Raw genomic sequence first — 23,813 nt, 5'->3', positions numbered from 1 at the left:
AAAACAAGGCGTCAGCATGACCTCATAAGCGTCTTTTGCAACGTTTTCGTGTCCGCCTGTTTCGGTTCGGCCTCAACGCCACATGCCGCGCATCCGCGCGCCAAGGTCGAGTTTTCTCGCCGCAGCCATGGCGCTGGCGGTCTCCGGCGAGGCGCGCGGCCAGGAAGTCGCCTCGAACAAGGGCGCAAGATCGGCGGGAATGAACCGGCTGCGCCCGGCATAGACATGGCGGTCGCCCTGCGGATGCTGCCCATGGGTAAAAAAGCGCTGCGGGACCATCAGATGCAATTGGTCCTTGGCCCGCGTCATCGCGACATAGAGCAGGCGGCGCTCCTCCTCGATTTCCGCCGCCGCGCCCGTGGCGAGATCGGAGGGGATGCAGCCATCCACCACATTGAGCAGGAACACCGATTTCCACTCCTGGCCCTTGGCGGAATGGATGGTCGACAGGATCAGGTAATCCTCGTCGCGCAGCGGTATCCCGGCCTCGGCGCTGGTGGCGTCGGGAGGATCGAGCGTCAGTTCGGTGAGGAATTTTTCGCGCGACGGATAAGTCGAGGCGATCTGTTCGAGCTGCGCGAGGTCGAGCGCGCGCGTCGCGAAATCCTCGTACAGGCGCTCCAGATGCGGCTGATACCAGGTTCGCGCGGCGAAGAGTTCGGACGGCCATGGCCCCTTGCCGCCGCGCAAGTCCTGCAACAGGGCGACGAAATCGGCCCAGCAATCGCCCGCGCGCGGCGGCGCCTTTAGAGCGCCCAGCGCCGCCAGCGGTTCGGCTGCCTCGGCCATGGCGTCAAGCGTTTTGCGCGCCGAGGTCGGGCCGACGCCGGGCAAAAGCTGCAACAGGCGGAAACCGGCGACGCGGTCGCGCGGATTTTGCGCGAAACGCAGCAAGGCCAGGATATCCTTGACATGAGCGCTGTCGAGAAATTTGAGGCCGCCGAATTTGACGAACGGAATATTGCGACGCGTCAACTCGATTTCGAGCGGCCCGCTGTGATGCGAGGCGCGAAACAGCACCGCCTGCGCCTTTAGCCGCTCGCCCGCCTCGCGCGCGGCCAGAACCTGTTCGACGATGTAATTGGCCTGATCGGTCTCGTCGCGCACCGCGACCAGACGCGGTTTCTCTGTGGATAACCTCTCCGTCCACAGGTTTTTGGCGAAACCTTCGCTCGCCAGCGCGATCACGCCATTGGCGGCGGCGAGAATCGGCCGGGTCGAACGGTAATTGCGCTCCAGCGTGACGATTCGCGCCGGCGGCGCGAATTGCCGAGGAAAATCCAGAATATTGCGCACGTCGGCGGCCCGGAACGCATAAATCGACTGGGCGTCGTCGCCGACCACGGTCAGGCCGCGCCCGTCGGGCTTCAGTCCCGTCAGGATGGAGGACTGCAGGCGGTTGGTATCCTGATATTCATCGACGAGAATATGGTCGAAGCGCCCGCCGATCTCCCGCGCCAGTTCCTGCTCGCCGGCCATCTGCGCCCAATAGAGCAGCAAATCGTCGTAATCGAGCACGTTATGCGCCTGCTTGGCTTCGACGTAAGCCGCGAACAGTTTTTTCAGTTCCTCGCTCCAGCCGGCGCACCACGGGAAGTTCTTGCCCAAAACCTCGTCGAGCGGCGCTTGCCCATTGACGGCGCGCGAATAGATCGCAAGGCAGGTTCCCTTGGCAGGGAAGCGCTTTTCGGTTTTTGAGAACCCGAGGTCATGGCGGGCCAGATTGATCAGGTCGGCGCTGTCCTCGCGGTCGTGGATGGTGAAATCGGGATCGAGTCCGATGATCTGCGCATATTCGCGCAGCAGCCGCGCACCGATGCCATGAAAAGTCCCCGCCCAGGCGAGCGCATCGGCGAGAACGCCGGCTTTGGCGCCCAAAGTCTCGGCGCAGATGCGCCGGACGCGCGAGGTCAGCTCGCCCGCCGCACGGCGCGAAAAGGTCATCAGCAGGATGCGGCGCGGATCGGCGTCGTGGAGAATCAGATGGGCGACGCGATGGGCGAGCGCATTGGTCTTGCCCGTGCCGGCGCCGGCGATGATCAACAGCGGCGCGCCGACGGTTTTGCACGCATCGACGCCATGTTCGACCGCCCGAATCTGGTCGGCGTTGAGTTTGGCGAGATGCGCGGCGACCACGAAAAGCTCCAGTTCCATTTTACAAATGTCCGAAGCCGGGGAAGGCGACGCTCAAGCGATTCGCCCCATCGGAACATAAGTTGAACATAGCTTTTTGGCGGAGGGTTGCAAAGCGGCGCAAAGGCGGTCCTGCCGCATCGAGGCCGCCTCATGTCTAAAGCGGGGCCCGGAAGCCATGGCTTCCGGGACCCGAAAACGCGCTGCGATCGCACGGCGGTTCCTATCAGGACTTGAGCTTCGCAGCTTTCACTTCAGCGTAAAGCCACTTGACGAAACGCTCGGCGCTTTGCTCGCTGAGCGGAATCTGCGCATCCGTCGGGGCGGTGATTTTGGCGGCGATCACTTCTTCGAGCGTCTTGTTCTGGCCGACGAGCACAGCGACCTTGTCGCGATAGGCGATCAGCAGGTCGCGCTGGGCGATCACCGCGTCGCGACCGACGATCGGGCCGTGGCCAAGAATGATTTTGGTGTCGGGGCCGGCGCGCTCGATGGTGACGCGAAGCGCTTCGAGCAGGCCGTTTAGGCTGCCGCCATTGTTGAGATCGACGATCGGATAACCGACGCTGCGGAAATAATCGCCGACCGCGAGAATGTCATGCTGGGGAAAGCTCACCAGCGTGTCGCCGTCGGTATGGGCGTTGCGGATCGGCAGCAGGCGCACGTTTTCGCCGTCGAGATGGATCGTGACCGGATCGTCATAGGTCACCACCGGCAAAGCGTCCGGCGCGGCCGGTTTCCCCGGCGCGCCGTCGGCGGCCGGGGCCGGATGCTCCAAGCGTTCGCGCAGCTGCTGGCGCGCGAAGATCACCGCGCCGAGCTTGGCGAAATTCTCGTTGCCGCCGACGTGATCGCCATGGACGTGGGTGTTGACGAGAAAGCGGATCGGCTTGTCGGACACCTGCCGGATCGCCGCGACCAGTTTTTCGGTGAGCGGGGCGAATTGCGAATCGACCAGCAATACGCCATCGGGTCCTGTCAGCACGCTGATCGTACCGCCCTGCCCTTCGAGCGTATAGAAATTGTCCGCGAGCTTGGTCGTCTTGATTTCGACCTTGCTGAAATCCGGCCTTTGCTGTTGCGCCTGCGCCGCCGTCGCCGCCAGCAGCGCGGCGGCGAGAAACAGCGTTTTCCTTGCGATGCGAATCGTCATGGTTCAACTCCCGATCAATTTCGTTGAATTTGGTTTCAAAATGCGCGGCCGTTTCGCGCCGGCAAGACCGGCAACTCCTGGGCGCCCTGCGACGCAAGTTTCTCGCGTTGCAGCGCTTCTGCGGCCAGTTGCGCCTTGCGCAAGGTCTCGAAGGTCCGCCCTTCGAGACGGCGATAGGTCCGGTTGGCGGCGTGAAACAGAAAGCCGCGCGTTTCCCGTGTGACAATGCCCGCGTCGTCGTCGCCGCATTCGATAATGTAAGCTTGAGACATGATTTCCCTCACGCCGGAACCGGCGCCTCGAATGGCCAGATGTTGTTTGCTTCAAGAACGGCGGAACAGACATCGGCGACATCGCAGGGAGGCCGGCGGGCGGCGGATCATCGATTTGCCTCTCGAGGCCGGGGACAACAGGGCGGAACACGGCGTCGGATCTTTCCAATCGTTAAATCCGACCGTTTTAGTATTTATTAAATTGAATTTCCCGTCAACGAGATTGTTTTTTCACACGCTTTGGCTTCGGGGAAAAAGAGCGGTTTTCGATTCGCGCCCGGCGGCAAATTTAACCTCCGATCGTCGCCCGAAAGACCGCGGCGACAAGCCGCGCGGATTCGCGCCATCGCGGCAGACCCTGTCCGGCGCGCCACGACGCCTGCGCGAGGCGGCGGCGAAGGCCGTCATCGCAAAGGAGCCGGCGCAAAGCCTCGCGCAGGGCCGCGACATCCGCCGGCGGAACTTTCAGCGCCGCCGCGTCGGGAACGGTTTGCGCCGCCGCGCCACCCGTCGTCGTCAAAATCGGCAGGCCGCGCGTCATGGCTTCGGCCAGCGCCATGCCAAATCCCTCGAACAGCGAAGCGGAAACGAAAATATCGCTGGCCGCGTAAATAGCGTCGATTTCGCCGCCGGAAAATTCGCCCGCCAATTCGATGCGCGATTCAAGACCGAGCGCCTTGATCTGGGCTTCAAGCGCCGCAACGATCACGGGATGGAGCGCGCGCGAACCGACGATTTGCAACCGCCAATCCAACTCCGTCAGCCCGCCGAGCGCCTCGACCAGAACGTCAAAGGCCTTGCGCGGCATAATCGCGCCGACCGCCAGCAGTAAGGGCGCGCCGCCGGAACCCCGCGCCCTGGGCGCCCGATCGGTTCCCGGCGGCGCGACAGTGAGGCGATCTGGCGCGATGTCAAAGTCCCGGCGCAGGATCTCGGCCGTATGTGCGGAGGTGACGATGACATGGCGAGCGAGCGCCAACGCCGCACGTTCGCTTTGCCTTAAAAACTCGACGCGCCCGGGCGCCAGCCCCGTTTCGAGACATAAAGGGTGATGGCAGAGCGCGATGACAGGCGCCGCGAGGGCGCCGATCGCCTCCGCCGGCAAGGCGCCATAAGCGAGACCGTCGATGAGCAGCGCGCCGCCGGGTTGCAACGCCTGTTGCATCGCGGCCAGCGCCGCCGCCACGTCTTGCGGCCCGGCGTCCGGAAAGCGGCCCGGCAGCGGCAGATGGACCGCCTCGACGCCGATAGGCGGCAGTTCGGCGAGAAGGCGTCGGTCATAACCATAGCCGCCGGTGCGTGCTGAAATATCGCCGGGAATGGCGAAGACGAGCCGCCCCATTCAGCCGACCGGCCCCTCGAACCAGGCGCGCGCGACATGGGATTCATGCAAGGTGACGCGGATCGAGCCAATGCCCTCGCCGCCGGGGCCGAGCGCGCCGGAACGCGCCGCTTCCGCCATGGAATTGAAAATTTCGCGCGACAAGAATTCGGTCGTCGTCTGCTTGCCGGTAAAAACCTCGATTTCGTCGAGATTGCGGTAGTTGAGCGGGGCGAGCGCCGCCTTCAGGGCCTCATGGGCGCGGCCGATATCGACCACGACATTATCGGCGGTCAGGGTCTCGCGGAAAAAGGCGACATCGACGACAAAAGTCGCCCCATGCAGCCTTTGCGCCGGGCCAAAGAATTCGCCTTTGAAACTATGGGCGATCATGATGTGATCGCGGACTTCGACGGCATACATGGGGCTCTCCGGAAACGCGGTTCAATAGCGCAGGACGGTTGCGAGACCTGGCGCGTCGGCGGCGAAAACACGCGCCGCCTGGTTGGGGAAATCGGGGAAGGCGATTTCTTCGGTGATCAGGGCGTCGAAACGCGGATCGGCGAGCAATTGCAGGGCCTTGTCGAGGCGGCGTGCAAAACTCCAGCGCGGGCGGCGCGACGGCGACACCTGCCCGACCTGCGAGGAGACCAGCCGCAGTCTCTTGCTGTGGAAGGCGCCGCCGAGCGGGACGGACACAGGCGCGTCGCCATACCAGCTCAGCTCGACGATTTTCGCTTCCAGTCCGGCGCAGCCCAGCGCCAACGCCAGCCCGGCGGAACTGGCGCTGGCGTGGAAAACGATATCGGCTTCAACGCCGGCTTTTTCGGCAAAAGAATCCGAAAGGCAAAATTCCGCGCCGAGGGATTCCGCGACTTCTTTTCGCGCCCTCTGCCGATCCACGACCATCACCTCGGCGCCGGGCAAGCCAGCCGCCAGCGCCGCCGTCAGCAGTCCCAGAACGCCGGCGCCGATGACGACAATGCGGTCGCCCGGCCCGGCGCCGGAATCCCAAAGGGCGTTGAGCGCCGTTTCCATGTTGGCGGCCAGCGTCGCCCGGCGCGGCGGAATTTCTTGCGGCACGGGGCGCAGCGAATCGACGCTGAGGTTGAAGCGATCCTGATGCGGATGCAGGCAAAACACGGTCTTTTTCAGCCAGTCCGACGGACCCGCCTCGACGCGGCCGACCAGGCAGTAGCCATATTTGACCGGGAAGGAAAAATCGCCCTGCTGGAACGGCGCCCGCATGATTTCGGCCTGCGAAACCGGCACGCGCCCCTCGAACACCAGCCTTTCGGTGCCTCGGCTGACGGCGCTCCACAAGGCGGCGACGCGCGCTTCGCCCTCGCCCGGCGGCTGGAGCGGCGTCTCCCGCAGACCCGCGAAGCGTGGCGCCTCAAACCATAGAGCGCGGGCGCTCATCATGCCGAATTGATCCGATAATTTCTCGACGGACATTGCATAGTTCTCTATTCCATCTACCGGTCAAAGGCAAAATCCCTCGCAAGGTCAAACGGATTTGAGCGAAACATGCCCCAGAACCCCGATCTGACGCCCGCGGGCCTGCAAAGCCGGTCCACGTTGCGACGCCGGCGGATGGGAGTGGCGCTGGCCAATCTCGGGCTTTACGCCGCGCTGCTGGTCTGGCTCGCCGCGATTTTGGGCTCGGACGGGTGGACCCTGTTGCGGGTGGGCATTTTCGTCGCTTTCGCCGTCGCCACGCCCTGGAGCGTGCTCGGCGTCTGCAATTCCTTGCTCGGCTTCTGGCTGTTGCATTTTCGCGCCGACGCGCTCGAACAGGCGGCGCCTTTCGCTCTGCCGCTGGAAGCGTCGCCGCTGAAAACCCGCAGCGCCATCCTGATGACCCTGCGCAACGAAAATCCGGCGCGCGCCTTCGCCCGGCTGCGCGCGATCAAGGCCAGCCTCGACGCCCTGCCCGAAGGCGCCGCTTTCGATTTTTTCGTTTTGAGCGACACCACGGCGACAGCTATCGCGCAGGCCGAGGAGGCGGAATTTTCGCTCTGGCGCGAGGGAATGAGCGACGCTGAGCGGCTGCATTACCGCCGCCGCAGCGAGAACATCGGCTTCAAGGCCGGCAATATCGCCGATTTCTGCGAACACTGGGGCGGCGATTACGAATTCATGATCCCGCTCGACGCCGACAGCCTGATGGATGGCGCGACGATTTTACGGCTCGCGCGCATCGGCGAGGCCTTTGCTAAAATCGGCATCGTCCAGACGCTCGTCGTCGGCGCGCCGTCGCATTCGGCCTTCGCCCGCATCTTCCAGTTCGGCATGAGGGCGGGCATGCGCGCCTATACGATGGGCGCGACTTTTTGGGCGGGCGATTGCGGCCCGTTCTGGGGCCATAACGCGCTCGTACGCATCGCGCCTTTCGTCGCCCATTGCGAGTTGCCGGAGTTGAAAAGCGGCAAGCCGATCCTGTCGCACGACCAGATCGAGGCGGCGCTGATGCGGCGCGGCGGCTTCGAGGTGCGGGTGCTGCCGGTCGAATGCGGCAGTTTCGAGGAAAACCCGCCGACCCTGCTCGATTTCGTCGCGCGCGAAACCCGCTGGTGCCGGGGCAATATGCAATATCCGCATTTGCTCGGCACGCCCGGCCTTTTGCCGATGAGCCGCTTTCAATTGATCTGGGCGATCAGCATGTTCATCGGCGCTCCCGCCTGGACGGCGATCCTTTTTCTGGCCGCGTTGCTGCCGGCGACCGAAAATGTCGCAAAAATCCCCGCCGGCTCGGCCAAGGCGCTCTATCTGTTGTTTCTGGCTTTTTATCTGACGCCGAAACTGGCCGGCTTTTTCGATGCGATCCTGCAACGCGGCGGCTTAGCGCGCTATGGGGGGAGTTTGCGCTTTGGCGCCGGGGTGCTGGCCGAGACCTTCTGCTCCTTCATCATCGGCGCGGCGACCAATTTGAACATTACCCTGCTGCTCGCCACCCTGCCCTTCGGCCGCAAGATCGAGTGGGGCGCGCAGTCCCGCGACGTCCATGGCGTTTCCTGGCGGGCGGCGACAAGAGCCTTCTGGCCGCATCTGCTGTTCGGCGTTGTTGTCGTCGGCGTGGCGGCGGCGTTCGCGCCAAAACTCGCGCTCTGGTCCCTGCCGCTGACGGCGGGCTATTTCCTCGCCATTCCCTTCGCTGTCGCCAGCGCGTCGCCAAAAATCGGCCGCTGGTTTTTCACGCGAGGGCTCTGCGGGACGCCGGAGGAGTTTTGCACGCCCGAGATTCTTCGCGCGGTTTCTTCCGCAACGGAGGAGGCTCCAAAAACGCCAGATGTGCTGGTCGCTTGTTATGATCGGAGTTGAAGTCTCGCCGAGGGGCGCGCCGATGAAAGATTTTGCCAAAACATTCTCTGGCGTGAATGTGAAAATGGCGAAAACAGCGCAAGCGCCGGGTGGGGAGCGTTCTTGTTTTGTTTCACGTGAAACAAGGCAAGGGTTCGGTTTGCCGTCGCTGCGGCTTTTTCCTTGAAATAGCGCGCTTTTCCGGCGCCGTCCTTCGGCCCGCGCGAGAGCCGGAAAGCCGCGCGCCGCGCCTCCGCGAACCACAACCTTGCGGTTGAAACGGGAAAAACAGGGGCGAAAACGAGTGAAAACGAGTGAAAATCGACGCGATTTTTCACAAATTCATCAAAAAAATGCGCCTTTTTTCAAAAAATCCCATTGCCGCCGCCCCCGCTCTGTTTTGCAACCTGAGCGCGAACAGGCCGCGCCGCGAGAGACTCGCGCATCTTCCGCATTCTGCTCGAAGGCGACCATCGCGATAGGATCGGCGATCGTCCCGTCCTGAGCAGATAGCCGCCGTTCGCCTTTTCCATATTCGACCTGCAGCGGTCATGCCAGTATCGAATAGGCGTTGGGAATTTTATTCGACCGACTTGTCAGGTTCGGCTCATTCGCCGACGCTGAGGCAATTGTTGATCGCGCGCTCATTCGCAAAAGCCTTCCGGCGGAGCAAAGGCGCAGCTGTCGCGTTCCATTTTGTGAAACTGGCGGCGAAGCGGCCTGGATCAACCACATGCCTCAGGCGCCGGCGCCAGCCATCCCTTGATGAGGGCATAGCCCACAAGCTCCACACGGCCATGGAATCCGAGTTTTTCCATCGCACGCGCCTTGTAGGTTTCCACGCTCTTGACGCTGAGTTGCAAGCTGTTCGCGATAGCCTTGTTGCTATGGCCGATCGCAGTAAGGCGAAGCACCTCGACTTCGCGCTCGCTCAGTTCAACCGCTTGCTCCTTTGAACCAACGTGCGACGGGTTTACAGCGCTGTCGACGATCTGTCCGGCAATCCTGGGGTCGAGATAGATGCCGCCTCCGGCGACGGCGTGAACGGCGCGAAGAAGATCAGCCGCCGCCGAGCGTTTCAAAACGTAACCGGCTACACCGACCTCGAGCAACTTTCGAACGTAGGATTGATCCTCGTGAACGGTCAACACCAGCAATTTGGTTTGGGGCGACGTCACCCGCATTTCGCGGGCCACTTCGACACCGTTCAGGCCAGGCATCGACAGGTCCAGCACCAAAACATCCGGCTTGAGCTCGCTCGCCATCTTCAGCGCGGCAGGTCCGTCGCCTGCCTCGCCGACGACCTCTATCCCCGCGTCCGCGATCAACAAGGACTTGATGCCCGCCAGGACCACGGGGTGGTCATCGGCCAGAAACACGCGCAGCTTCGATGGATCGCTCATAACGGCGCCGTGACGAACAGCGTGCAGCCTTGGCCGGGGGCCGACTCAACCTCCAGCCGCCCCGACACGAGGGACAACCGTTCCCGGATGCCGAGCAGGCCGAGGCGTTCCGAGGGCGGGTCGGACGGCTCGAAGTGAGTCGAAAAGCCGCGTCCGTTATCCTCGATGATCATTCGGACTTCCGTATCGTTCGCATCGAGCAGCACGTCGACCTTGGTCGCCTCGGCGTGTCGAACGATATTGATGATGGCCTCTTGCAGCACGCGGTACAACGCCGTTTCCACCGCCGGAGCAAGCCGCCGATCCTCGAGCGTCAGATGTAGTCCAAATCGCAAATCCGATCTTTTGCTCCAGGTATGGGTGAGGTGACGAACGGCTGCATCAAGGCCCAGATCATCGAGCGCTGTAGGCCGGAGCTCCCATGCAAGCCGGTTCACTTCCGACCCGACGCCGTCTGCGATCGCTTTCAATGCCGCCACCTGAGAAGGCGCGTCCTCGGCCGAAGCGCGGCTCAATCCATCAAGACCGAGTTGCATGAGGGTGAGAGTCTGCCCGAGCGTGTCGTGCAGTTCGCGGGCAATCCGGCGGCGCTCGGCTTCCTGATCCTCAAAGGCAGAACGACGCACCCGCGAAAGTTCGGACTCAAGGATCGTGCGCCGTTCGGCCTCCTCTTTCAACTCCTTTGCGACAGCTTGCCATTCATGGAGCCGCCGGTCCAGTTCGATCGTCATCGCCGCCTGCGTTAGCTGGGCCTGCGCCCGCTCGCGGGCAAGTTGATCTATACGTCTGAGGACGACCTCCAGCAGTGACAAACGCAAAACCTGGGCCGCCTCGATTTCGGCGCTCCGCCATGGACGGGACTGCAGTTTCACGGCCTCGCGCCACGCGGCGAAGCTCTTGCGCGGCGTCAACCTGTCGCCGTTGGGCCCGCACTCCAATGGCTTGTCGGGATTGCCGGCCCAGGTCACTGTCTGCAAGAATTCCGTCCGGAACCAGAGTACGTAGTCACGTGGCGTCTTGGACACCGAAAAGGCGATCAGGCCGCTTGCGACATCGGCGAAAGCTTCCGCGGGCGGATAGAGCAGTGGCAGCCGGTCGGTGCAGAACACGCCATCCGCGACCGTCTCGTTCAGCCAGGATATCAATGCGGCCACCTGCTCGGGGTCAGGCGTATTGCCGAGCCTGGTGAATTGGCCGTCGAGCCACAGCCCTACGCCATCGGCGGGGATATAGTCGAGAAGATTGGGTCTGTAACGGGTTAGCCCCCTGGTTAGATCTGCCTCCTGGCTCATGTTCTTGATGAGTTCTTCGTGCAAGCGCTTGCAGTGGATCTGTGCGTCGAATTGCTCGGCGGCGACCTTGGCCTCAAGCTTCGACGACGCCATTTGCGCAAATAATTCGCACGCCATGCGCAGTCGGTGCGGCAGAAAGTGCGGCGTTCGGTGATGGCAGGCAATCAGCCCCCAAAGTTCCCCGCCCATGACGATCGATAAGGACATCGACGCGGCGACCCCCATATTGGCCAGGTACTCGATATGGATCGGCGAGACGCTGCGGAGTACGCTGAAGCTGAGGTCAAGCGGTTGGCCATTGGCTGGATTGAGCGCCGGCGCGATCGGAGCCGGCTTGTAACCGGTGTCCGGGATAATCCGAATCCAGTTTTTCAGATACAGGGCGCGCGCCTGCCGCGGGATATCGGAGGCTGGATAGTGCAGCCCGAGGAAGGATTCGGAAATCTCGTCCCGCGCCTCGGCATCGACCGCGCCGCTGCCATCCGGGAGGAAGCGATACAGCATGACGCGGTCGAAGCCGGTGACCCTGCGCACCTGTTCGACGATCGTCTGGCAAAGCGCCCGAGACGTGGCGGCTTGCTGCACGCGCAAAAGCATCGCCTGCACGACGACCATCGCGTCGTCAGGCAAGCGTTCCAACAAGGGTTCAAACTCAAGCACGACGAGGCCGCCGCTGAAATGCACGATGGCGTCCATATCCCGGGCGTCCCGTTTCGCCGGAACGACGAACGCGTGCATTGGACCCGGCAAGGCGCCGTCGACCAGCAGCGAACGCAGGCAGGCCCACCGATCGGGTGGAAGCTGCGCCTCCATGCTCTGTCCGAGCAAATCGACAGGCGCAATCCCGAAGACCCGCAGCGTATCGCCGCCGGCATGCACTACCCGCAGCGTCAGCGGGTCGAACGCAACCAGGGCCCCGTGCGGTTGAACGGATCCAGAGATGTGAATCGGCTCCCTGTCGCAACTGGTCAGGTCCACGCCGCCGAAAGCCGGCCCCTGTCGGCACAAGCCTGCCGTCTGGTCCGGTGGGGGAGCTTCGCTCATCGCATGCCGCCTTCGCGTTTGCAACGCATCGGTCCGCCTCTGCGCCAAGCGCGCATCTTCGCGTTCGGCGAAACGAATTTAGCGTTTTCTTCCAACAGCTTAACATCAAGTGCCGAAAAAAGCTCGCTCACAAAAAGGAGACCCCGATGTTTTTGCCATTTGATCGCAGCGAGCTGGAGAAAAAGGACGCAAGCGGATGGGCGTCGCTCCGCAGCATGACGGCCCGGCGGCCTTCGTCGGTAATAACCCTCTCGCACCGCTTCCTTCGTCAGTGAAACCACCATAGTCAATACCAGGACTTCCGCATGTGGCGGTCAGAAAAATCTGACACGGCAATATGTGAACACGCGTGGACATCGACCGGCGCTCAGCGATACACTATCGGCTTGGTGGGAGTTGGAGCCCTTGACTTGGGCGCTGATGCTGCTTGGTTTCGTCGGTATCGGCATAGCGCGCTATCGACGGAACAAGAGGGCCTCTATCGCTAGCCGATAACCTCTGCCAACGACTTCGGAAAGACCGTCGCGACGTGGCCTTTCCCGGCGGCAGACCATTTTTCAGCAGATCGACGAGCACCGAAGCAAAGATTACCGTTTGGCGTCAGACTTGTGGGGGGTTTGGTCAAACAATACTGGAACGTACCATGAACGTATATCGGCCCTTACCTCCAGAAACCGAGTTCCGCTCTGATGCCAATGTCGTCATTGCGGCGCCTTTCGTCGACGAACGAGCGACCTTGACGCGAGCGATGCTTGCCGACGCCATGCGTCGCAGGATTGGCTTTTCGCTCCATGAGTCCGGGCGGTTGCTCGAAATGCTCCTGGTCGAAATTGGCGACGCCCTCACCCGCAACGAAAACGTCAAGCTTCCGGGTTTCGGAAGCTTCCATGTGCGACCGAAACGGGAGCGCGTTGGACGCAATCCGAAAACGGGCGTCGACGCGAAAATCGAAGCGCGCAACGTCCTCATCTTCAAGCCTTCGGCGCTCTTGAGTCAGCGCCTCAACGTCAGTTGAGCTTTTTTCCCGACATCACCCTCTGCAAGCGCCGCTCCAGTTCGTCCAACTCTCGTTGCGCCGCCGCTTGGCAGAGGGCGACATCGGCTATCAGCCCCGCGACCGGTTTTCCGACGTCCGCAATTTTACGCGCACCCGTCCTTGCCGGCGGTTATCAGGATCGTCCGCTCCTCGCCGTATAGGGTCAGTCGCGGGCCATGTCGGGGGCCACAAGCATCGGCGTACGGCCACCCTGTTTAGCGCAGCGGGGCCAACGGCAGCCGGCGGCAAGCCCTCTTCAGCTCTCGTTGCGGCGATAAGCGGAAAAGTCGCAGTCGAACAGCACCTCGCCCTGGCCAAGCAGATATGCCGTCGCGCTGGGGCGCCGGGCCAAAGCAAGTTTGGGTTCGGGCGCCAGGTCGAGGCCGGAGCGGCCCGAGCCGATGATGATTGGCGCCACCAGCACATGCAGCCGGTCGAGACAGCCTTCTTCGATGAAGGCGGCGATGGTGCGGGCGCCGCCCTCGACCAGGATGCGGCGAAACCCGAGCGCGAAAAGCGCGTCGAGGATCGCGGCCGGCGGGATGCGGTTTTCGCACGCGGGAACAAGGATCGTTTCAGCGCCCGCGGGCGGCTCGATCGCGGCAGAGCAGACGACGAGGCGCCGGACGCCGTCTTCCGCGAGCCAGTTCCAGCCTTCGCCAAGACGACCCGAAGGATCGATGACGATCCGCGCCGGGCTTTGTCCAAGAATCCGGCGAACCGAAAGGCGCGGATCGTCGGCGACAATCGTGCCCGCGCCGACAATCACCGCATCGACATGGGCGCGAAGGCGGTGCAGATGATCGAGCGCGGCATCGCCGCTGATGTTGCGGGATTCGCCGCTGATTGTGGCGATGCGTCCATCGAGCGACTGGCCGAGCTGGGCGACGACGAAAGGCCGATGCGCCGGGGCGGCGCAAAAGGGCGCGAAAACATCCTCCGGCGCCGACGCGCCTTGCCGCGCGTCTGGCGATTGCCCGGGCAAATTTGCCGTTTCGGCCCGTTTTCCGAACAGCCCCAAGACGCGCCACCACTCCTTCCGCCGCCGCCATGCCCGGCGCGGCGGCGCGCGTACATCCGTTATACGCCTGTCGTTCCAACAGGATTACCCTCAATTGCCGCCGGAGCCAAATTCACGGCGCGGGCTTCGCGTCCGCCGCCAAAGCCTGGCTTTAACGAGCTTGCGGCTCCACCCGCGCAACAGACCAGGGCTCCGAACTCGGGTTAACAACGCCGTCATGCCCGTGCTTGTCACGGGCATCCACGCGGCGCCGCAGCATCATCGGCGAAGGGAATTGCGCCAATCCCGCTTCTTCCGGCATCTTTCGCGCAGTTCGCTGGCGTGGATGGCCGTGACAAGCACGGCCATGACGGCCCCCAAGGCTCGGAAATTAAACTGGATTCGGAGCCCTGCGCAACAGACGCAGTCACTCGCGTTTGGCCTCCGCAAGTTCGGCGATGTCGGCGGCCAGAGCGTCGACGCGCGCGGGATCGGCGTCCCAGGCGAACATGAACCGTCCGGCGCCGCCGATAAAACTGTAAAACCGCCAGCCTTTTTCGCGCAAGCCTTCCAATACACGCGGAGGCGCGCGCAAAAACACCGAATTGGCCTCGACCGGAAACAGCGCCGCCACGCCGGGAACGCGCTCGATGGCGGCCGCGAGCCGCCGGGCGCAGGCATTGCCGTGCGCCGCATTGGCCAGCCAGGCGCCGCTTTCCAGCATCCCCACCCATGGCGCGGCCAGATAGCGCATTTTCGACGCGAGTTGCCCCGCCTGCTTGCAGCGGTAGGCGAAATCCTGCGCCAGAGCGGGATCGAAAAACAGCACCGCCTCGCCCATGGCCATGCCGTTTTTCGTTCCGCCGAAACACAGCACATCGACGCCGGCTTTCCAGGTCAGCTCCGCCGGCGGGCGCCCGAGCGCCGCGCAGGCGTTGGCGAAACGCGCGCCATCCATGTGCAAGCGCAAACCGAGTTCACGGCAGACGGCTGACAGCGACTTGATTTCATCGATACTGTATACCTGCCCCGTTTCCGTCGCCTGGGTGATCGTCACCGCCCGGGCTTTGGGAAAATGCAGGTCCGACCTTCCCGTCGCCAGCGCGCGCACCGAGTCGGGCGTGAGCTTGCCCTGTTCGGTCGCGGCGACGAGCAGTTTGGAGCCATTGGAGAAGAACTCCGGCGCCCCGCATTCGTCGGTTTCCACATGGGCGACCGACGAGCAGATCACGCTGTGATAAGACTGGCAGAGCGCCGACAGCGCCAGCGCATTGGCCGCCGTGCCGTTGAACACGAAAAAGACTTCGCAATGGGTTTCGAACAGATTGCGCAAGGCGTCCGCCGCGCGCGCCGTCCAGAAATCATCGCCATAGGCGGCCGCGTGGCCGCTATTGGCCGCCTCCATCGCGGCCCAGGCCTGCGGGCAGACGCCCGCGTAATTATCGCTGGCGAATTGCTGAAGCTCTGGCGGAAAGTCCTGGATCATTGCATCGACCTGCCTCGATCCTCTCGCCAGTCAAGCAAGTCGCCGTCCGTCACCGCCTCGCGTCCTCGAGGAATTTGAGTTCGATCAGCGTATCGTCGGGCCAGGAATCGTCATGGATGGGCGGCATGAAGGTGATGCGGTCCGCTTTGAGGCGCTCGACCGGCAAGGCCTCCCGCCTTTGGCCATAAACCAGCCAGATCGAGGAAACGGGGCGCGGCGCCTGCAGGACGGACTTGACCAGGTGGCTGTGACAGGGGCCGCCGGGCCCATACAGAATCAGCGGAAATGTATCGTTGTCCTCGCGCGCGATCGCCCAGCGCATTTCGCATCCCACGCGCAGGTCGCCCATGCGCAGCGTGTCGGGCGCGAGGCCGGGCGTGCGGACGAAGGGCGCGATCGCAAAGGCGCCATCCGTCGGGTTCAAAGCGATGCGCGCCTGGGCGCGGTCGGCGGCGTCGAGTTGGGGCGGCGTGAAAGCGCCGTTCTTGTCGAAAGGCAGGTCCCTGTTCCGGCCCGGCGTGGACAGGACAAGATGCAGCCCCTTCAGGCTCGCCTCCTGCTGAACCGGCCTGACCCTGAACTGCGGTTTCGCCGCCGGAGCCTGCTGCTGGTGGAGGGCGAAGGCCTCCAGCCCCCGGGCGATCGCCTCATAGGAAAGTTCCCGCGGACCCGCGCTGGCGCTCACGTCCACGTCGGGAATGGGAATTTCCTCGACAGCCGGCCCGGGGACCGGCGGCATGGCCCCGTCTTTCGCCGCCGTTCCTTCGCTGGCGGAAAGAAGAGAGAAAATCGCCCATGCGCCGAGCAGAAAATGTTTTCGCATTCTTGAACCGGCCTCCGCTCTTTGCTCCCCAAGTGTCGATGATCGCATGATAGGCGGGAAAGGTCAGCGGGTCATTATCGCGATTGGCGTAAAACTGGCCTTTAAACGCCCGCGAAAAACGCCGCGTTTCACCGGAAAATCCAGCGCCTCCCGCGAAGCACCCAACAAGCGGCGACATCCCTCCAATAAACATGACTATTTTTATAGACAAACGAATATGCTCTGTATAAGGATAAAAAACCTTCCAGTCCACCATCACGAGGCGCACATGAACAATTGGCTTTCCCGGCGCACGCTTGGCGCCGCCCTCGGCGTCATCGCCCTTTTCGGCGCGGCTCCGGTCTCGCAAGCGGCGCAGGTGCGCCTGCTCAATGTGTCCTATGACCCGACGCGCGAACTCTACACCCATTACAACGAGCTTTTCGCCGCCAAATACAAGGCGGAGACGGGAGACATCGTCACCATCGAGCAATCCCATGCCGGCTCCGGCAAACAGGCGCGCTCGGTCATCGATGGGCTCAACGCCGACGTGGTGACGCTGGCGCTGGGCTGGGACATCACCGCCATCGAGCGCGCCGGCCTGATCGCGCCCGGCTGGCAGAAGAAACTCCCCAACGGCGCGGCGCCCTATACCTCGACCATCGCCTTCCTCGTGCGCAAGGGCAACCCGAAGGGCATCAAGGACTGGAAGGACCTCTTCAAGCCAGGCGTCCAGGTCATCACCGCCAATCCGAAGACCAGCGGCGGCGCGCGCTGGGTCTATCTCGCTTTGTGGGGCGCTCTCGCCAAGGCCAATACCCACGACTTTTCCACGGCCAAGGGCCAGGCCGAAGCGGTGGCGGCCGGCGCGGCCGCCAAGGATTTCCCAGCCTTCCGGAACGCCGAGGTCCAGGCCCAGGTCGCGGATCTGTTCAACAACCACGTGCCGGTGCTCGACGCCGGCGCGCGCGGCTCGACCGTCTCCTTCGCACAGAAACAGCTCGGCGACGTGCTGCTGAACTGGGAGAACGAACTCTGGCTGGCGCAGGAGGAATTCGGCGCCGACAAGTTCGACATCGTCTATCCTCCGGTCAGCATTCTCACCGAACCGCCGGTCGCCGTGGTCGACAAGGTCGTGGACCAGCGCGGCACGCGCGCCGTCGCCGAAGCCTATCTGAAGGGACTCTATACGCCCGAGGCGCAAAATCTGGCCGGAGAGCTGCATTATCGGCCGCGCAGTCTCGAAGCGCTGAAGAAATACAGCGCCCAACTGCCGAACATCCCGTTCTTCACCATCGACGAGACTTTCGGCGGCTGGGAGAAGGCGCAGACGACGTTCTTCGCCGACGGCGGCACATTCGACCAGATCTACAAGCCCGCGAAATGATGGACTGAAAGGCCGCGCCCCGCGACTAAAAGGCGCGGCCTTTCTCCAATCGAGGAATATCGATGGCCGGTTCTCCGTCGCGCGTGATACCGGGGTTTTCGCTGACCCTGGGGTATACCCTGTTCTATCTGTCCGCCCTGGTGCTGATTCCGCTTGGCGCGCTCGTGCTCAAGACCACCGAGATGAGCTTCGCGCAGTTCTGGGCCGTCACCACCGATCCGATCGTCCTCGCGTCCTATCGGCTCACCTTCACGGCCTCCTTCCTCGCGGCGCTGATCAACGGAATCTTCGGCCTCATCGTGGCATGGGCGCTGGTGCGCTACGAATTTCCCGGCCGGCGCGTGTTCGACGCCCTGATCGATTTTCCGTTCGCCCTGCCGACCGCCGTCGCGGGCCTGACCTACGCCAGCCTCTACCTGAAGGACGGCTGGATCGGCGGCCTCGGTCCGCGCATCGTCGGCGGCGTCAACGGCCTCGCCGGCCTCGCCGGGCTGTCGGCGCCGCTGGCGCCGGAGGCGCTCGACTGGCTGACCTTTCCCTATACCGGCGGCACGGCCGGCATCGTGCTGGTGCTGGTGTTCGTCGGCCTGCCCTTTGTGGTGCGCACCGTCCAGCCGGTGCTGATCGAATGGGACCCCGAATTCGAAACCGCCGCGCGCAGCCTCGGCGCCGGCAGTTTCATGATCTTCCGCCGCGTGATTTTTCCGGAGCTTTTCCCCGCCTGGGTTTCGGGATTCGCCCTCGCCTTCGCCCGGGGCATTGGCGAATATGGCTCGGTGATATTCATCGCCGCGAACATTCCGGGCAAATCACAGATCGCGCCCTTGCAGATCGTCACCAAGCTCGACGATTTCCAATATGCGGCGGCGGCGGCGATCGGCGTGGTCCTGCTGTTCATTTCCCTTCTCATCCTGCTCGCGATCAATGCGGTGGAGCATTACGCCCGCCGCCATGAACGCGCGGCGGCCTGACACGATTACGCAAGAGGCGTCCCCATGGCCGGAGCCATCACCGCAGCAGTCCCCCACGTCGCCGAAACGAAACGCGCCGTCTCGACCGAAAGCCCCGCCGCGCGCCGCATCCTGATCTCGATCACCGTGCTCTTCCTCACAATCTTCGTCGTGATTCCCCTGATCAATGTGTTCAACCAGGCCTTTTCCAAAGGCTACGAGGCCTATCTGTCGGTTTTCTTCCCGCAGCGGCCGGACCCCGACGCCGTCCTGACCTTCAGCCAGAAGCGCCGCCTTGCGGAAGCTGCGGCGCAGGCCGCCCGCACCTGGCGCTCGATCGGCCTGACCGCCGCCGTCGCTTCCATTGTGCTGCCGCTCAACATCCTCTTTGGCCTCGCCGCCGCCTGGGCGACGACGAAGTTCAATTTTCGCGGCCGCGCGCTGCTCACGTCCCTGATCGACCTTCCCTTTTCGGTCTCGCCGGTGGTCGCCGGCCTCGTCTTCGTGCTGCTGCTCGGCCGCAACGGCATCTGGGGGCCCTGGGCGACGAAACTCGAATGGCCGGACCCTTTCTCGCTGCATTGGGTCGGGTTCGCCGACGGGTTCTGGCCCCTCGCCTTCGGGCAGACCCATGTCGGGATCATCTTCACCCCGCTCGCGATCGTGCTCGCGACCATTTTCGTGACTTTCCCCTTCGTCGCGCGCTCGCTCACGCCCTTGATGGAAAGCCAGGGAACGGACGAAGAACTGGCGGCGCTGTCGCTCGGCGCCTCAGGCTGGCGAACCTTTTTCAAGATCACCCTGCCCAACGTGAAATGGGCGCTGCTCTATGGCGTGATCCTGTGCATGGCGCGCTCCTTCGGCGAATTCGGCGCCGTCTCGGTGGTGTCCGGCCATATCGACGTCAACGACACCATGCCGCTGCGCATTGAAAAACTCTGGAACGAATATAATAACCAGGCCGCCTTTTCCGTCGCCTCGCTGCTGGCCTTCGTCGCCGTCATCACGCTGGTCGCCAAGAGCATCGTCGAATGGAAAGCGGCGCGCGACATCGAACGATCCGATTGAGGCCTGCCCCAACGACTCCTCAATCGCGACACATCGCGCTTGAATCGAATGGAATAGGAGGAACTTCGAAGCCATGACCATTGAAGTGCGGAATATCTCGAAGAGCTATGGCCCCACCAAGGTGCTGCGCAACATCGACCTGACGATCGAATCCGGCGAACTCGTCTCGCTGCTCGGACCTTCGGGTTCCGGCAAGACGACGCTTCTGCGCATCATCGCCGGGATCGAGCAGGCCGATCCGGGCTCCGGCGCGGTGGTGTTTGACGGCGAGGACGTCTCCGGCGTCGATCTTGGCCGGCGCGGAATCGGCTTCGTCTTCCAGAGCTATGCTTTGTTCAAGCATCTGACCGTCTTCGAGAATATCGCCTTCGGCCTGCGCGCCAAACGGCGCCGCGAGCGGCCAAACGAGGCCCAGATCCAGGAAAAGGTCAAATCGCTGCTGGAATTGATCCAGCTCGGCAGTTTTGCGCAGCGCTACCCCTCGCAGCTTTCCGGCGGCCAGCGCCAGCGCGTGGCTTTGGCGCGCGCGCTGGCGGTCGAGCCGCGCGTGCTGCTGCTCGACGAACCCTTCGGCGCGCTCGACGCCACCGTCCGGCGCGAATTGCGCAGCTGGCTGCGCCATCTCCACGATACGATCCATGTCACGACGATTTTCGTCACCCATGACCAGGAAGAAGCGCTGGAGGTCTCCGACCGCGTGGCGGTGATGGGCCATGGCCAGATCGAGCAATTCGACTCGCCGCAGGAAGTCTATGAAAATCCCGCCAATGCCTTCGTTTTCAAATTTTTGGGCAATTACAACGTATTCCACGGCCGCGCCGGCGCCGGCTCCTTCGTGCGCCCGCATGACATCGCCATTTTCCGCGAGGCGGATGGCGGCCAACCGGACGCCCGGGCAGGCGTGGTTTCGCATATCGGCTTCGGCGGCCCGGTGGTGAAGATCGAACTCGAAGGCGCCGACAACCACCGCGTCGATGTCGAATTGACGGCTCAGGCTTACCACGAGCTGAAACTCGAACGCGGCGAAAAAGTCTGGTTCGCCGCCCGCCGCGCCCATGTCGATTTCCCGCTCGATTATTCGATCTGAAGGGCGGAAGGCAAGGCCGCGCCAGGAAAACGAGAAACGCGGGCGAAGCCGGCGCGGTTCAACCGCGTCCATAACTCCCGCAAGAAATTATTCTGGCGCGCGGCTCGAAGGAAAGACATATCCACGGTCGAAGCTTCGCGTCGCGGGCGGCGAATATGGCTTTCAGCGCGGAATTTCTGTGGATTTTGTTCTGTTGGGACAGCTTCTTGTCCTTCTCGCGGTCGCAAATGGCGCGCCTGTCGTCATGACGAAGTTGTTGAAAAATCGCCTATCGTGGCCGCTCGATGCCGGGGCTCGGTTCCTGGATGGAAGGGCCGCTGCCTGGCGCATCCAAGACCGTTCGCGGACTTCTGTCTTCGCTCCTGCTAACGACGCTTGCTTCGCGCTTGTTGGCTTAACATCCGTGAAAAGCCGTATTGATTGCTTCACGGCGACTTTCGGAGCGTATGGACAGTTACTTCCGGCGGACAATTGAATCGGACGGGCACGACGCTGGAGCCGGCGCCAACGGATGTATATCCGATCATGTCGTGGTGCTTCCAGACACCGCGTCCCATCCGGCGGGGAAGATCGGAGTCCAACGTCACTGGAATGCCGCCCGGCAAGCAAATCTGGCCGCCATGCGTATGTCCCGAAAGCATGAGATCGAAACCTGCATGACTAGCCTGACGGTAGACTTCGGGGGTATGCGACAACAGGATTGAAAACGCTTCGTGAGGGATTTCGGCCGCCGCCTTCTCGATATTGTCGACGCGATAGAAATGCGCATCGTCGATGCCCGTCACGAACACATGAGCATCGCCACGCTCGATCATGACGTGCTCGTTCAATAACATCCGCACACCCATGCGCTCGAGATCCGGAACCATCAGGATTGAATCGTGGTTGCCGAGTACGCCATAAATGTCGCCGCTCAATGCCTGACGGAGTTCCGCCAATCCTTCGAGCGCCGGACGAGAGGGACCAAAGGTCAAGCCTCGATAATCGCCGGTCAGGACACATAAGTCATAGTGCAGACCCGCCACGAGTTCCGCGACGCGTTTCATCGCGGGCGCGCTGATGTCGGTGTGCAGATCGGAAAGATGGAGAATCGTGTAGCCGTCAAAGGCGGCGGGAAGCCTCGCCGAAATGACGTCATGCGTCCGCAGCTCTACCTTGGCTGCATTCGACCGTCCGCGCCAATATGTTCCCGAAAGACGCAGGATCGTTTCGATGATTACGTGCGATAATGGCATGTTTTCGAAATGAAAGAAGGTCAAGCCCTGTCCGAAAACCTGAGCTTCATGGGCTGATTCTATCCCCCGGCGCTGTCGCGCGTGCAGCGGGCCCAGGCGGCGTTCGAGGATTTGCAACACCTCGTCATTCGATAGAAAATCGGCAGGCCGTCCAATTTGCGAAGGGTTGAGCGTCGAAATCATCTGGTCCCGATCCGGCGATGGCTGCAACCCATGATTCAGCTGTCAAGAGGTCGCATAGCGCCCAGTTCGACAGGCGTCGCCCATGCGCTGAGAGAGGTCGCTGACCGTCCTCGCGCCGCGGTTCCGATCAGCGTCCGAAGCTCATGATTTGTCAAGCGCCATAGAGTTCACAGATAGCTGCGCATTCGCGGCGGACTCGTCTGGCTCAAATGGCGCCAGCCTTTTGCGCTGATTTCGTCGGCGAATTATGCGCCCTGTCCACGTTGTCCCCGCCAACGCCAGCAGGGCCAGTCCCGAGACGAAGCCGGCAGGCGCAAATGTCGCCATAGAGCCAAGACATCCAAATCCGTCCGCAAGAGCGCTGGCGGCCAGCAAAGCGCCTCCAGTCAGCAGAAAAGACGCCGCATGACTTCGCGCGCAGCCTCTCGGGGGCTAGGTCGGTTGCGGCGCCAATCCTGCCGACGCCATGGCGCGGGAGGTTCGCCGACTATCGCCAAAGCGGCACTGTTTGGATTCCTTACGCCGGCGAAGTCTGCTGGGTAATCGACGGGAAGGAAAGGCTCTACTGGCAGGGCCGGATCGAGCCTTGGGAAGGGTAAAGCCGTCAAGAGAACGATCGTCGTCGTCATTCCAATATTGTTGTGTGTGGGCCGATCCGCATATTGGAATTTGCGGATATCACGACGTTGAAGACGTCAGGTCATTGTTGTGCAACATTGGATTGGATATTTTCTTCAACTACGCAATCGAGGCTGCCATGAGTTTTGCTCACCCCCTTGCTAAAAGGGCCAAGGTCTGGCCGATGAAGTCGCGGGACGGATCCGACCGCAATGTTCTCGTGATTGTGACGACCATTGTCCTCGACCCCCTGTCTGAAAAATACAAAAAGAAACTGGTTGATCGGCTCTCGGAGGCGGCTTCGGCATATATTGCCGGGAAGGCCGGCATTACCGATTTCGTTCTGATCAACCGAATGAAGGAATGGGAGTGAGCTTCGAGCGAGCTGCAGAAAAATATCGTTCGTCGTGCAACCTTGATCTTGAACCACGCTTGAAGCGGCCGGTATTGAATTCGTCCTCGAAAATGGTGGCGAGGTCGGCGTAAAGCGCAAACCCAATGCAATAAACCTCTTTTCGGCGGCGAGCGGCGCGTCAAATATTCTCGAACGGTCCGGCAGCGCGCGGTCTCTTGAGTTTCGCCCCCGCTCAGGCGACGTTGTGCAGGCCGCCGTCGACATAGATCGTATCGCCGGTCATTCCCGAGGCGCCGCCGCCGACCAGGAAGGCGACGACGCGGCCGACTTCGGCGATATCGACCAGACGACGCGCCGGGCTGCGGTTCACCGCCGCCTCGACCAACTCGTCGAAATCGGCGATGCCGCTCGCCGCGCGGGTCTTCAGCGGGCCGGGCGAAACCGCATAGACGCGTATACGCTTTTCGCCGAGTTCGGCGGCGAGGTCGCGCGTCGTCGCCTCCAGCGCCGACTTGACCGGTCCCATGACGTTGTAATCCGGCCTTTTTCGGCCGAAAGCAGCGCGCCGCCGAGCGAATTATGGTCCTCCGGGCAGACCACGACGACTTTGAGACGCGGCAATTGCGCCGCCAGCGCGATCAGATGGGCGAAATGGTCTTTCTCGTCGAGGATCAGCGCCGGCAAT

Annotated in this window: 20 protein-coding genes and 1 pseudogene; 8 read left to right on the top strand and 13 right to left on the bottom strand. The window is 62.6% G+C overall.

Annotation, left to right across the window (positions count from 1 at the left end):
* Positions 1 to 72: 72 nt before the first annotated feature.
* The 6 genes from QZY01_RS12215 to QZY01_RS12190 all read right to left on the bottom strand — a co-directional run bounded on the left by QZY01_RS12215 (position 73) and on the right by QZY01_RS12190 (position 6,337).
* Complete coding sequence (locus QZY01_RS12215; protein WP_294537532.1) at positions 73 to 2,154, bottom strand: ATP-dependent helicase; 2,082 nt, start codon at positions 2,152 to 2,154, stop codon at positions 73 to 75.
* Positions 2,155 to 2,359: 205 nt separating this feature from the next.
* Positions 2,360 to 3,286: an MBL fold metallo-hydrolase gene (locus QZY01_RS12210; RefSeq protein WP_294537531.1), complete on the bottom strand. Its 927-nt coding sequence runs from the start codon at positions 3,284 to 3,286 to the stop codon at positions 2,360 to 2,362.
* A 35-nt stretch (positions 3,287 to 3,321) separates the two neighbouring features.
* The gene (locus QZY01_RS12205; RefSeq protein ID WP_294537530.1) at positions 3,322 to 3,558 is read right to left on the bottom strand and encodes a hypothetical protein; all 237 of its coding nucleotides are present in this window, start codon (positions 3,556 to 3,558) and stop codon (positions 3,322 to 3,324) included.
* Positions 3,559 to 3,847: 289 nt separating this feature from the next.
* Positions 3,848 to 4,900, bottom strand: a complete 1,053-nt coding sequence (locus tag QZY01_RS12200; protein ID WP_294537529.1) for a glycosyltransferase family 4 protein — start codon at positions 4,898 to 4,900, stop codon at positions 3,848 to 3,850.
* On the bottom strand, positions 4,901 to 5,302 hold the full coding sequence (locus QZY01_RS12195) for a 6-carboxytetrahydropterin synthase (RefSeq protein WP_294537528.1): 402 nt from the start codon (positions 5,300 to 5,302) through the stop codon (positions 4,901 to 4,903).
* A 21-nt stretch (positions 5,303 to 5,323) separates the two neighbouring features.
* Positions 5,324 to 6,337 carry a zinc-binding alcohol dehydrogenase gene (locus tag QZY01_RS12190; protein ID WP_294537527.1) on the bottom strand — a complete coding sequence of 338 codons (1,014 nt, stop codon included), beginning with the start codon at positions 6,335 to 6,337 and terminating at the stop codon, positions 5,324 to 5,326.
* A gap of 72 nt (positions 6,338 to 6,409) precedes the next feature.
* On the opposite strand from QZY01_RS12190, the gene mdoH reads away from it, so the two are divergent.
* Both mdoH and QZY01_RS12180 read left to right on the top strand, forming a co-directional pair.
* Positions 6,410 to 8,203: a glucans biosynthesis glucosyltransferase MdoH gene (gene mdoH / locus QZY01_RS12185; protein WP_294537526.1), complete on the top strand. Its 1,794-nt coding sequence runs from the start codon at positions 6,410 to 6,412 to the stop codon at positions 8,201 to 8,203.
* 22 nt (positions 8,204 to 8,225) lie between these two features.
* Positions 8,226 to 8,369: a hypothetical protein gene (locus tag QZY01_RS12180; protein ID WP_294537525.1), complete on the top strand. Its 144-nt coding sequence runs from the start codon at positions 8,226 to 8,228 to the stop codon at positions 8,367 to 8,369.
* Between the two features lie 538 nt (positions 8,370 to 8,907).
* Here the strand turns inward: QZY01_RS12180 and QZY01_RS12175 are convergent.
* Together QZY01_RS12175 and QZY01_RS12170 are read right to left on the bottom strand one after the other, a co-directional pair.
* A complete protein-coding gene (locus QZY01_RS12175; protein ID WP_294537524.1) occupies positions 8,908 to 9,585 on the bottom strand; it encodes a response regulator transcription factor in 678 nt (225 codons plus the stop codon).
* Positions 9,582 to 11,921, bottom strand: coding sequence for a GAF domain-containing protein (locus QZY01_RS12170; protein WP_294537523.1), 2,340 nt, complete (start codon positions 11,919 to 11,921; stop codon positions 9,582 to 9,584). Before QZY01_RS12170 ends, QZY01_RS12175 begins: the two co-directional genes overlap by 4 nt.
* Positions 11,922 to 12,450: 529 nt before the next feature.
* Here QZY01_RS12170 and QZY01_RS12165 point away from each other — a divergent pair.
* Positions 12,451 to 12,936: an integration host factor subunit alpha gene (locus tag QZY01_RS12165; protein WP_294537522.1), complete on the top strand. Its 486-nt coding sequence runs from the start codon at positions 12,451 to 12,453 to the stop codon at positions 12,934 to 12,936.
* A gap of 277 nt (positions 12,937 to 13,213) precedes the next feature.
* Here QZY01_RS12165 and QZY01_RS12160 read toward each other — a convergent pair whose 3' ends face one another.
* From QZY01_RS12160 to QZY01_RS12150, 3 genes are all read right to left on the bottom strand, one after another.
* The gene (locus QZY01_RS12160) at positions 13,214 to 13,942 is read right to left on the bottom strand and encodes a dihydrofolate reductase family protein (RefSeq protein WP_294537519.1); all 729 of its coding nucleotides are present in this window, start codon (positions 13,940 to 13,942) and stop codon (positions 13,214 to 13,216) included.
* Positions 13,943 to 14,384: 442 nt separating this feature from the next.
* A complete protein-coding gene (locus QZY01_RS12155) occupies positions 14,385 to 15,443 on the bottom strand; it encodes a low specificity L-threonine aldolase (protein WP_294537515.1) in 1,059 nt (352 codons plus the stop codon).
* 49 nt (positions 15,444 to 15,492) lie between these two features.
* On the bottom strand, positions 15,493 to 16,266 hold the full coding sequence (locus tag QZY01_RS12150; protein WP_294537513.1) for a hypothetical protein: 774 nt from the start codon (positions 16,264 to 16,266) through the stop codon (positions 15,493 to 15,495).
* A gap of 268 nt (positions 16,267 to 16,534) precedes the next feature.
* Between QZY01_RS12150 and QZY01_RS12145 the strand changes: the two genes are divergently transcribed.
* The 4 genes from QZY01_RS12145 to QZY01_RS12130 all read left to right on the top strand — a co-directional run bounded on the left by QZY01_RS12145 (position 16,535) and on the right by QZY01_RS12130 (position 20,737).
* Positions 16,535 to 17,632: a sulfate ABC transporter substrate-binding protein gene (locus QZY01_RS12145; RefSeq protein ID WP_294537511.1), complete on the top strand. Its 1,098-nt coding sequence runs from the start codon at positions 16,535 to 16,537 to the stop codon at positions 17,630 to 17,632.
* A 62-nt stretch (positions 17,633 to 17,694) separates the two neighbouring features.
* Positions 17,695 to 18,603 carry an ABC transporter permease subunit gene (locus QZY01_RS12140; RefSeq protein WP_294537509.1) on the top strand — a complete coding sequence of 303 codons (909 nt, stop codon included), beginning with the start codon at positions 17,695 to 17,697 and terminating at the stop codon, positions 18,601 to 18,603.
* A gap of 24 nt (positions 18,604 to 18,627) precedes the next feature.
* Complete coding sequence (locus QZY01_RS12135; RefSeq protein ID WP_294537506.1) at positions 18,628 to 19,650, top strand: ABC transporter permease subunit; 1,023 nt, start codon at positions 18,628 to 18,630, stop codon at positions 19,648 to 19,650.
* 73 nt (positions 19,651 to 19,723) lie between these two features.
* Complete coding sequence (locus QZY01_RS12130; protein ID WP_294537504.1) at positions 19,724 to 20,737, top strand: sulfate ABC transporter ATP-binding protein; 1,014 nt, start codon at positions 19,724 to 19,726, stop codon at positions 20,735 to 20,737.
* A 425-nt stretch (positions 20,738 to 21,162) separates the two neighbouring features.
* On the opposite strand, the gene QZY01_RS12125 is transcribed toward QZY01_RS12130, so the two are convergent.
* A complete protein-coding gene (locus tag QZY01_RS12125) occupies positions 21,163 to 22,155 on the bottom strand; it encodes a metallophosphoesterase (RefSeq protein WP_294537502.1) in 993 nt (330 codons plus the stop codon).
* Between the two features lie 721 nt (positions 22,156 to 22,876).
* On the opposite strand from QZY01_RS12125, the gene QZY01_RS12120 reads away from it, so the two are divergent.
* Positions 22,877 to 23,146 carry a hypothetical protein gene (locus QZY01_RS12120; RefSeq protein WP_294537500.1) on the top strand — a complete coding sequence of 90 codons (270 nt, stop codon included), beginning with the start codon at positions 22,877 to 22,879 and terminating at the stop codon, positions 23,144 to 23,146.
* 214 nt (positions 23,147 to 23,360) lie between these two features.
* On the opposite strand, the pseudogene QZY01_RS12115 reads toward QZY01_RS12120, so the two are convergent.
* Positions 23,361 to 23,663, bottom strand: a pseudogene (locus QZY01_RS12115) (SDR family oxidoreductase); the annotation flags it as partial.
* Positions 23,664 to 23,813: the final 150 nt, after the last annotated feature.

The organism is uncultured Rhodoblastus sp., assembly GCF_903903185.1.
Lineage (GTDB): Bacteria > Pseudomonadota > Alphaproteobacteria > Rhizobiales > Beijerinckiaceae > Rhodoblastus.
The sequence above is the reverse complement of the archived record's forward strand: the minus strand, read 5'-3'. Positions and strand labels throughout refer to the sequence as shown.

Bases quoted from the DNA above. Each gene is read 5' to 3' on its own strand.
- QZY01_RS12215 (WP_294537532.1), bottom strand. From the start codon at position 2,154: ATGGAACTGGAGCTTTTCGTGGTCGCCGCGCATCTCGCCAAACTCAAC.
- QZY01_RS12210 (WP_294537531.1), bottom strand. From the start codon at position 3,286: ATGACGATTCGCATCGCAAGGAAAACGCTGTTTCTCGCCGCCGCGCTG.
- QZY01_RS12205 (WP_294537530.1), bottom strand. From the start codon at position 3,558: ATGTCTCAAGCTTACATTATCGAATGCGGCGACGACGACGCGGGCATT.
- QZY01_RS12200 (WP_294537529.1), bottom strand. From the start codon at position 4,900: ATGGGGCGGCTCGTCTTCGCCATTCCCGGCGATATTTCAGCACGCACC.
- QZY01_RS12195 (WP_294537528.1), bottom strand. From the start codon at position 5,302: ATGTATGCCGTCGAAGTCCGCGATCACATCATGATCGCCCATAGTTTC.
- QZY01_RS12190 (WP_294537527.1), bottom strand. From the start codon at position 6,337: ATGTCCGTCGAGAAATTATCGGATCAATTCGGCATGATGAGCGCCCGC.
- mdoH (WP_294537526.1), top strand. From the start codon at position 6,410: ATGCCCCAGAACCCCGATCTGACGCCCGCGGGCCTGCAAAGCCGGTCC.
- QZY01_RS12180 (WP_294537525.1), top strand. From the start codon at position 8,226: ATGAAAGATTTTGCCAAAACATTCTCTGGCGTGAATGTGAAAATGGCG.
- QZY01_RS12175 (WP_294537524.1), bottom strand. From the start codon at position 9,585: ATGAGCGATCCATCGAAGCTGCGCGTGTTTCTGGCCGATGACCACCCC.
- QZY01_RS12170 (WP_294537523.1), bottom strand. From the start codon at position 11,921: ATGAGCGAAGCTCCCCCACCGGACCAGACGGCAGGCTTGTGCCGACAG.
- QZY01_RS12155 (WP_294537515.1), bottom strand. From the start codon at position 15,443: ATGATCCAGGACTTTCCGCCAGAGCTTCAGCAATTCGCCAGCGATAAT.
- QZY01_RS12150 (WP_294537513.1), bottom strand. From the start codon at position 16,266: ATGCGAAAACATTTTCTGCTCGGCGCATGGGCGATTTTCTCTCTTCTT.
- QZY01_RS12145 (WP_294537511.1), top strand. From the start codon at position 16,535: ATGAACAATTGGCTTTCCCGGCGCACGCTTGGCGCCGCCCTCGGCGTC.
- QZY01_RS12140 (WP_294537509.1), top strand. From the start codon at position 17,695: ATGGCCGGTTCTCCGTCGCGCGTGATACCGGGGTTTTCGCTGACCCTG.
- QZY01_RS12135 (WP_294537506.1), top strand. From the start codon at position 18,628: ATGGCCGGAGCCATCACCGCAGCAGTCCCCCACGTCGCCGAAACGAAA.
- QZY01_RS12130 (WP_294537504.1), top strand. From the start codon at position 19,724: ATGACCATTGAAGTGCGGAATATCTCGAAGAGCTATGGCCCCACCAAG.
- QZY01_RS12125 (WP_294537502.1), bottom strand. From the start codon at position 22,155: ATGATTTCGACGCTCAACCCTTCGCAAATTGGACGGCCTGCCGATTTT.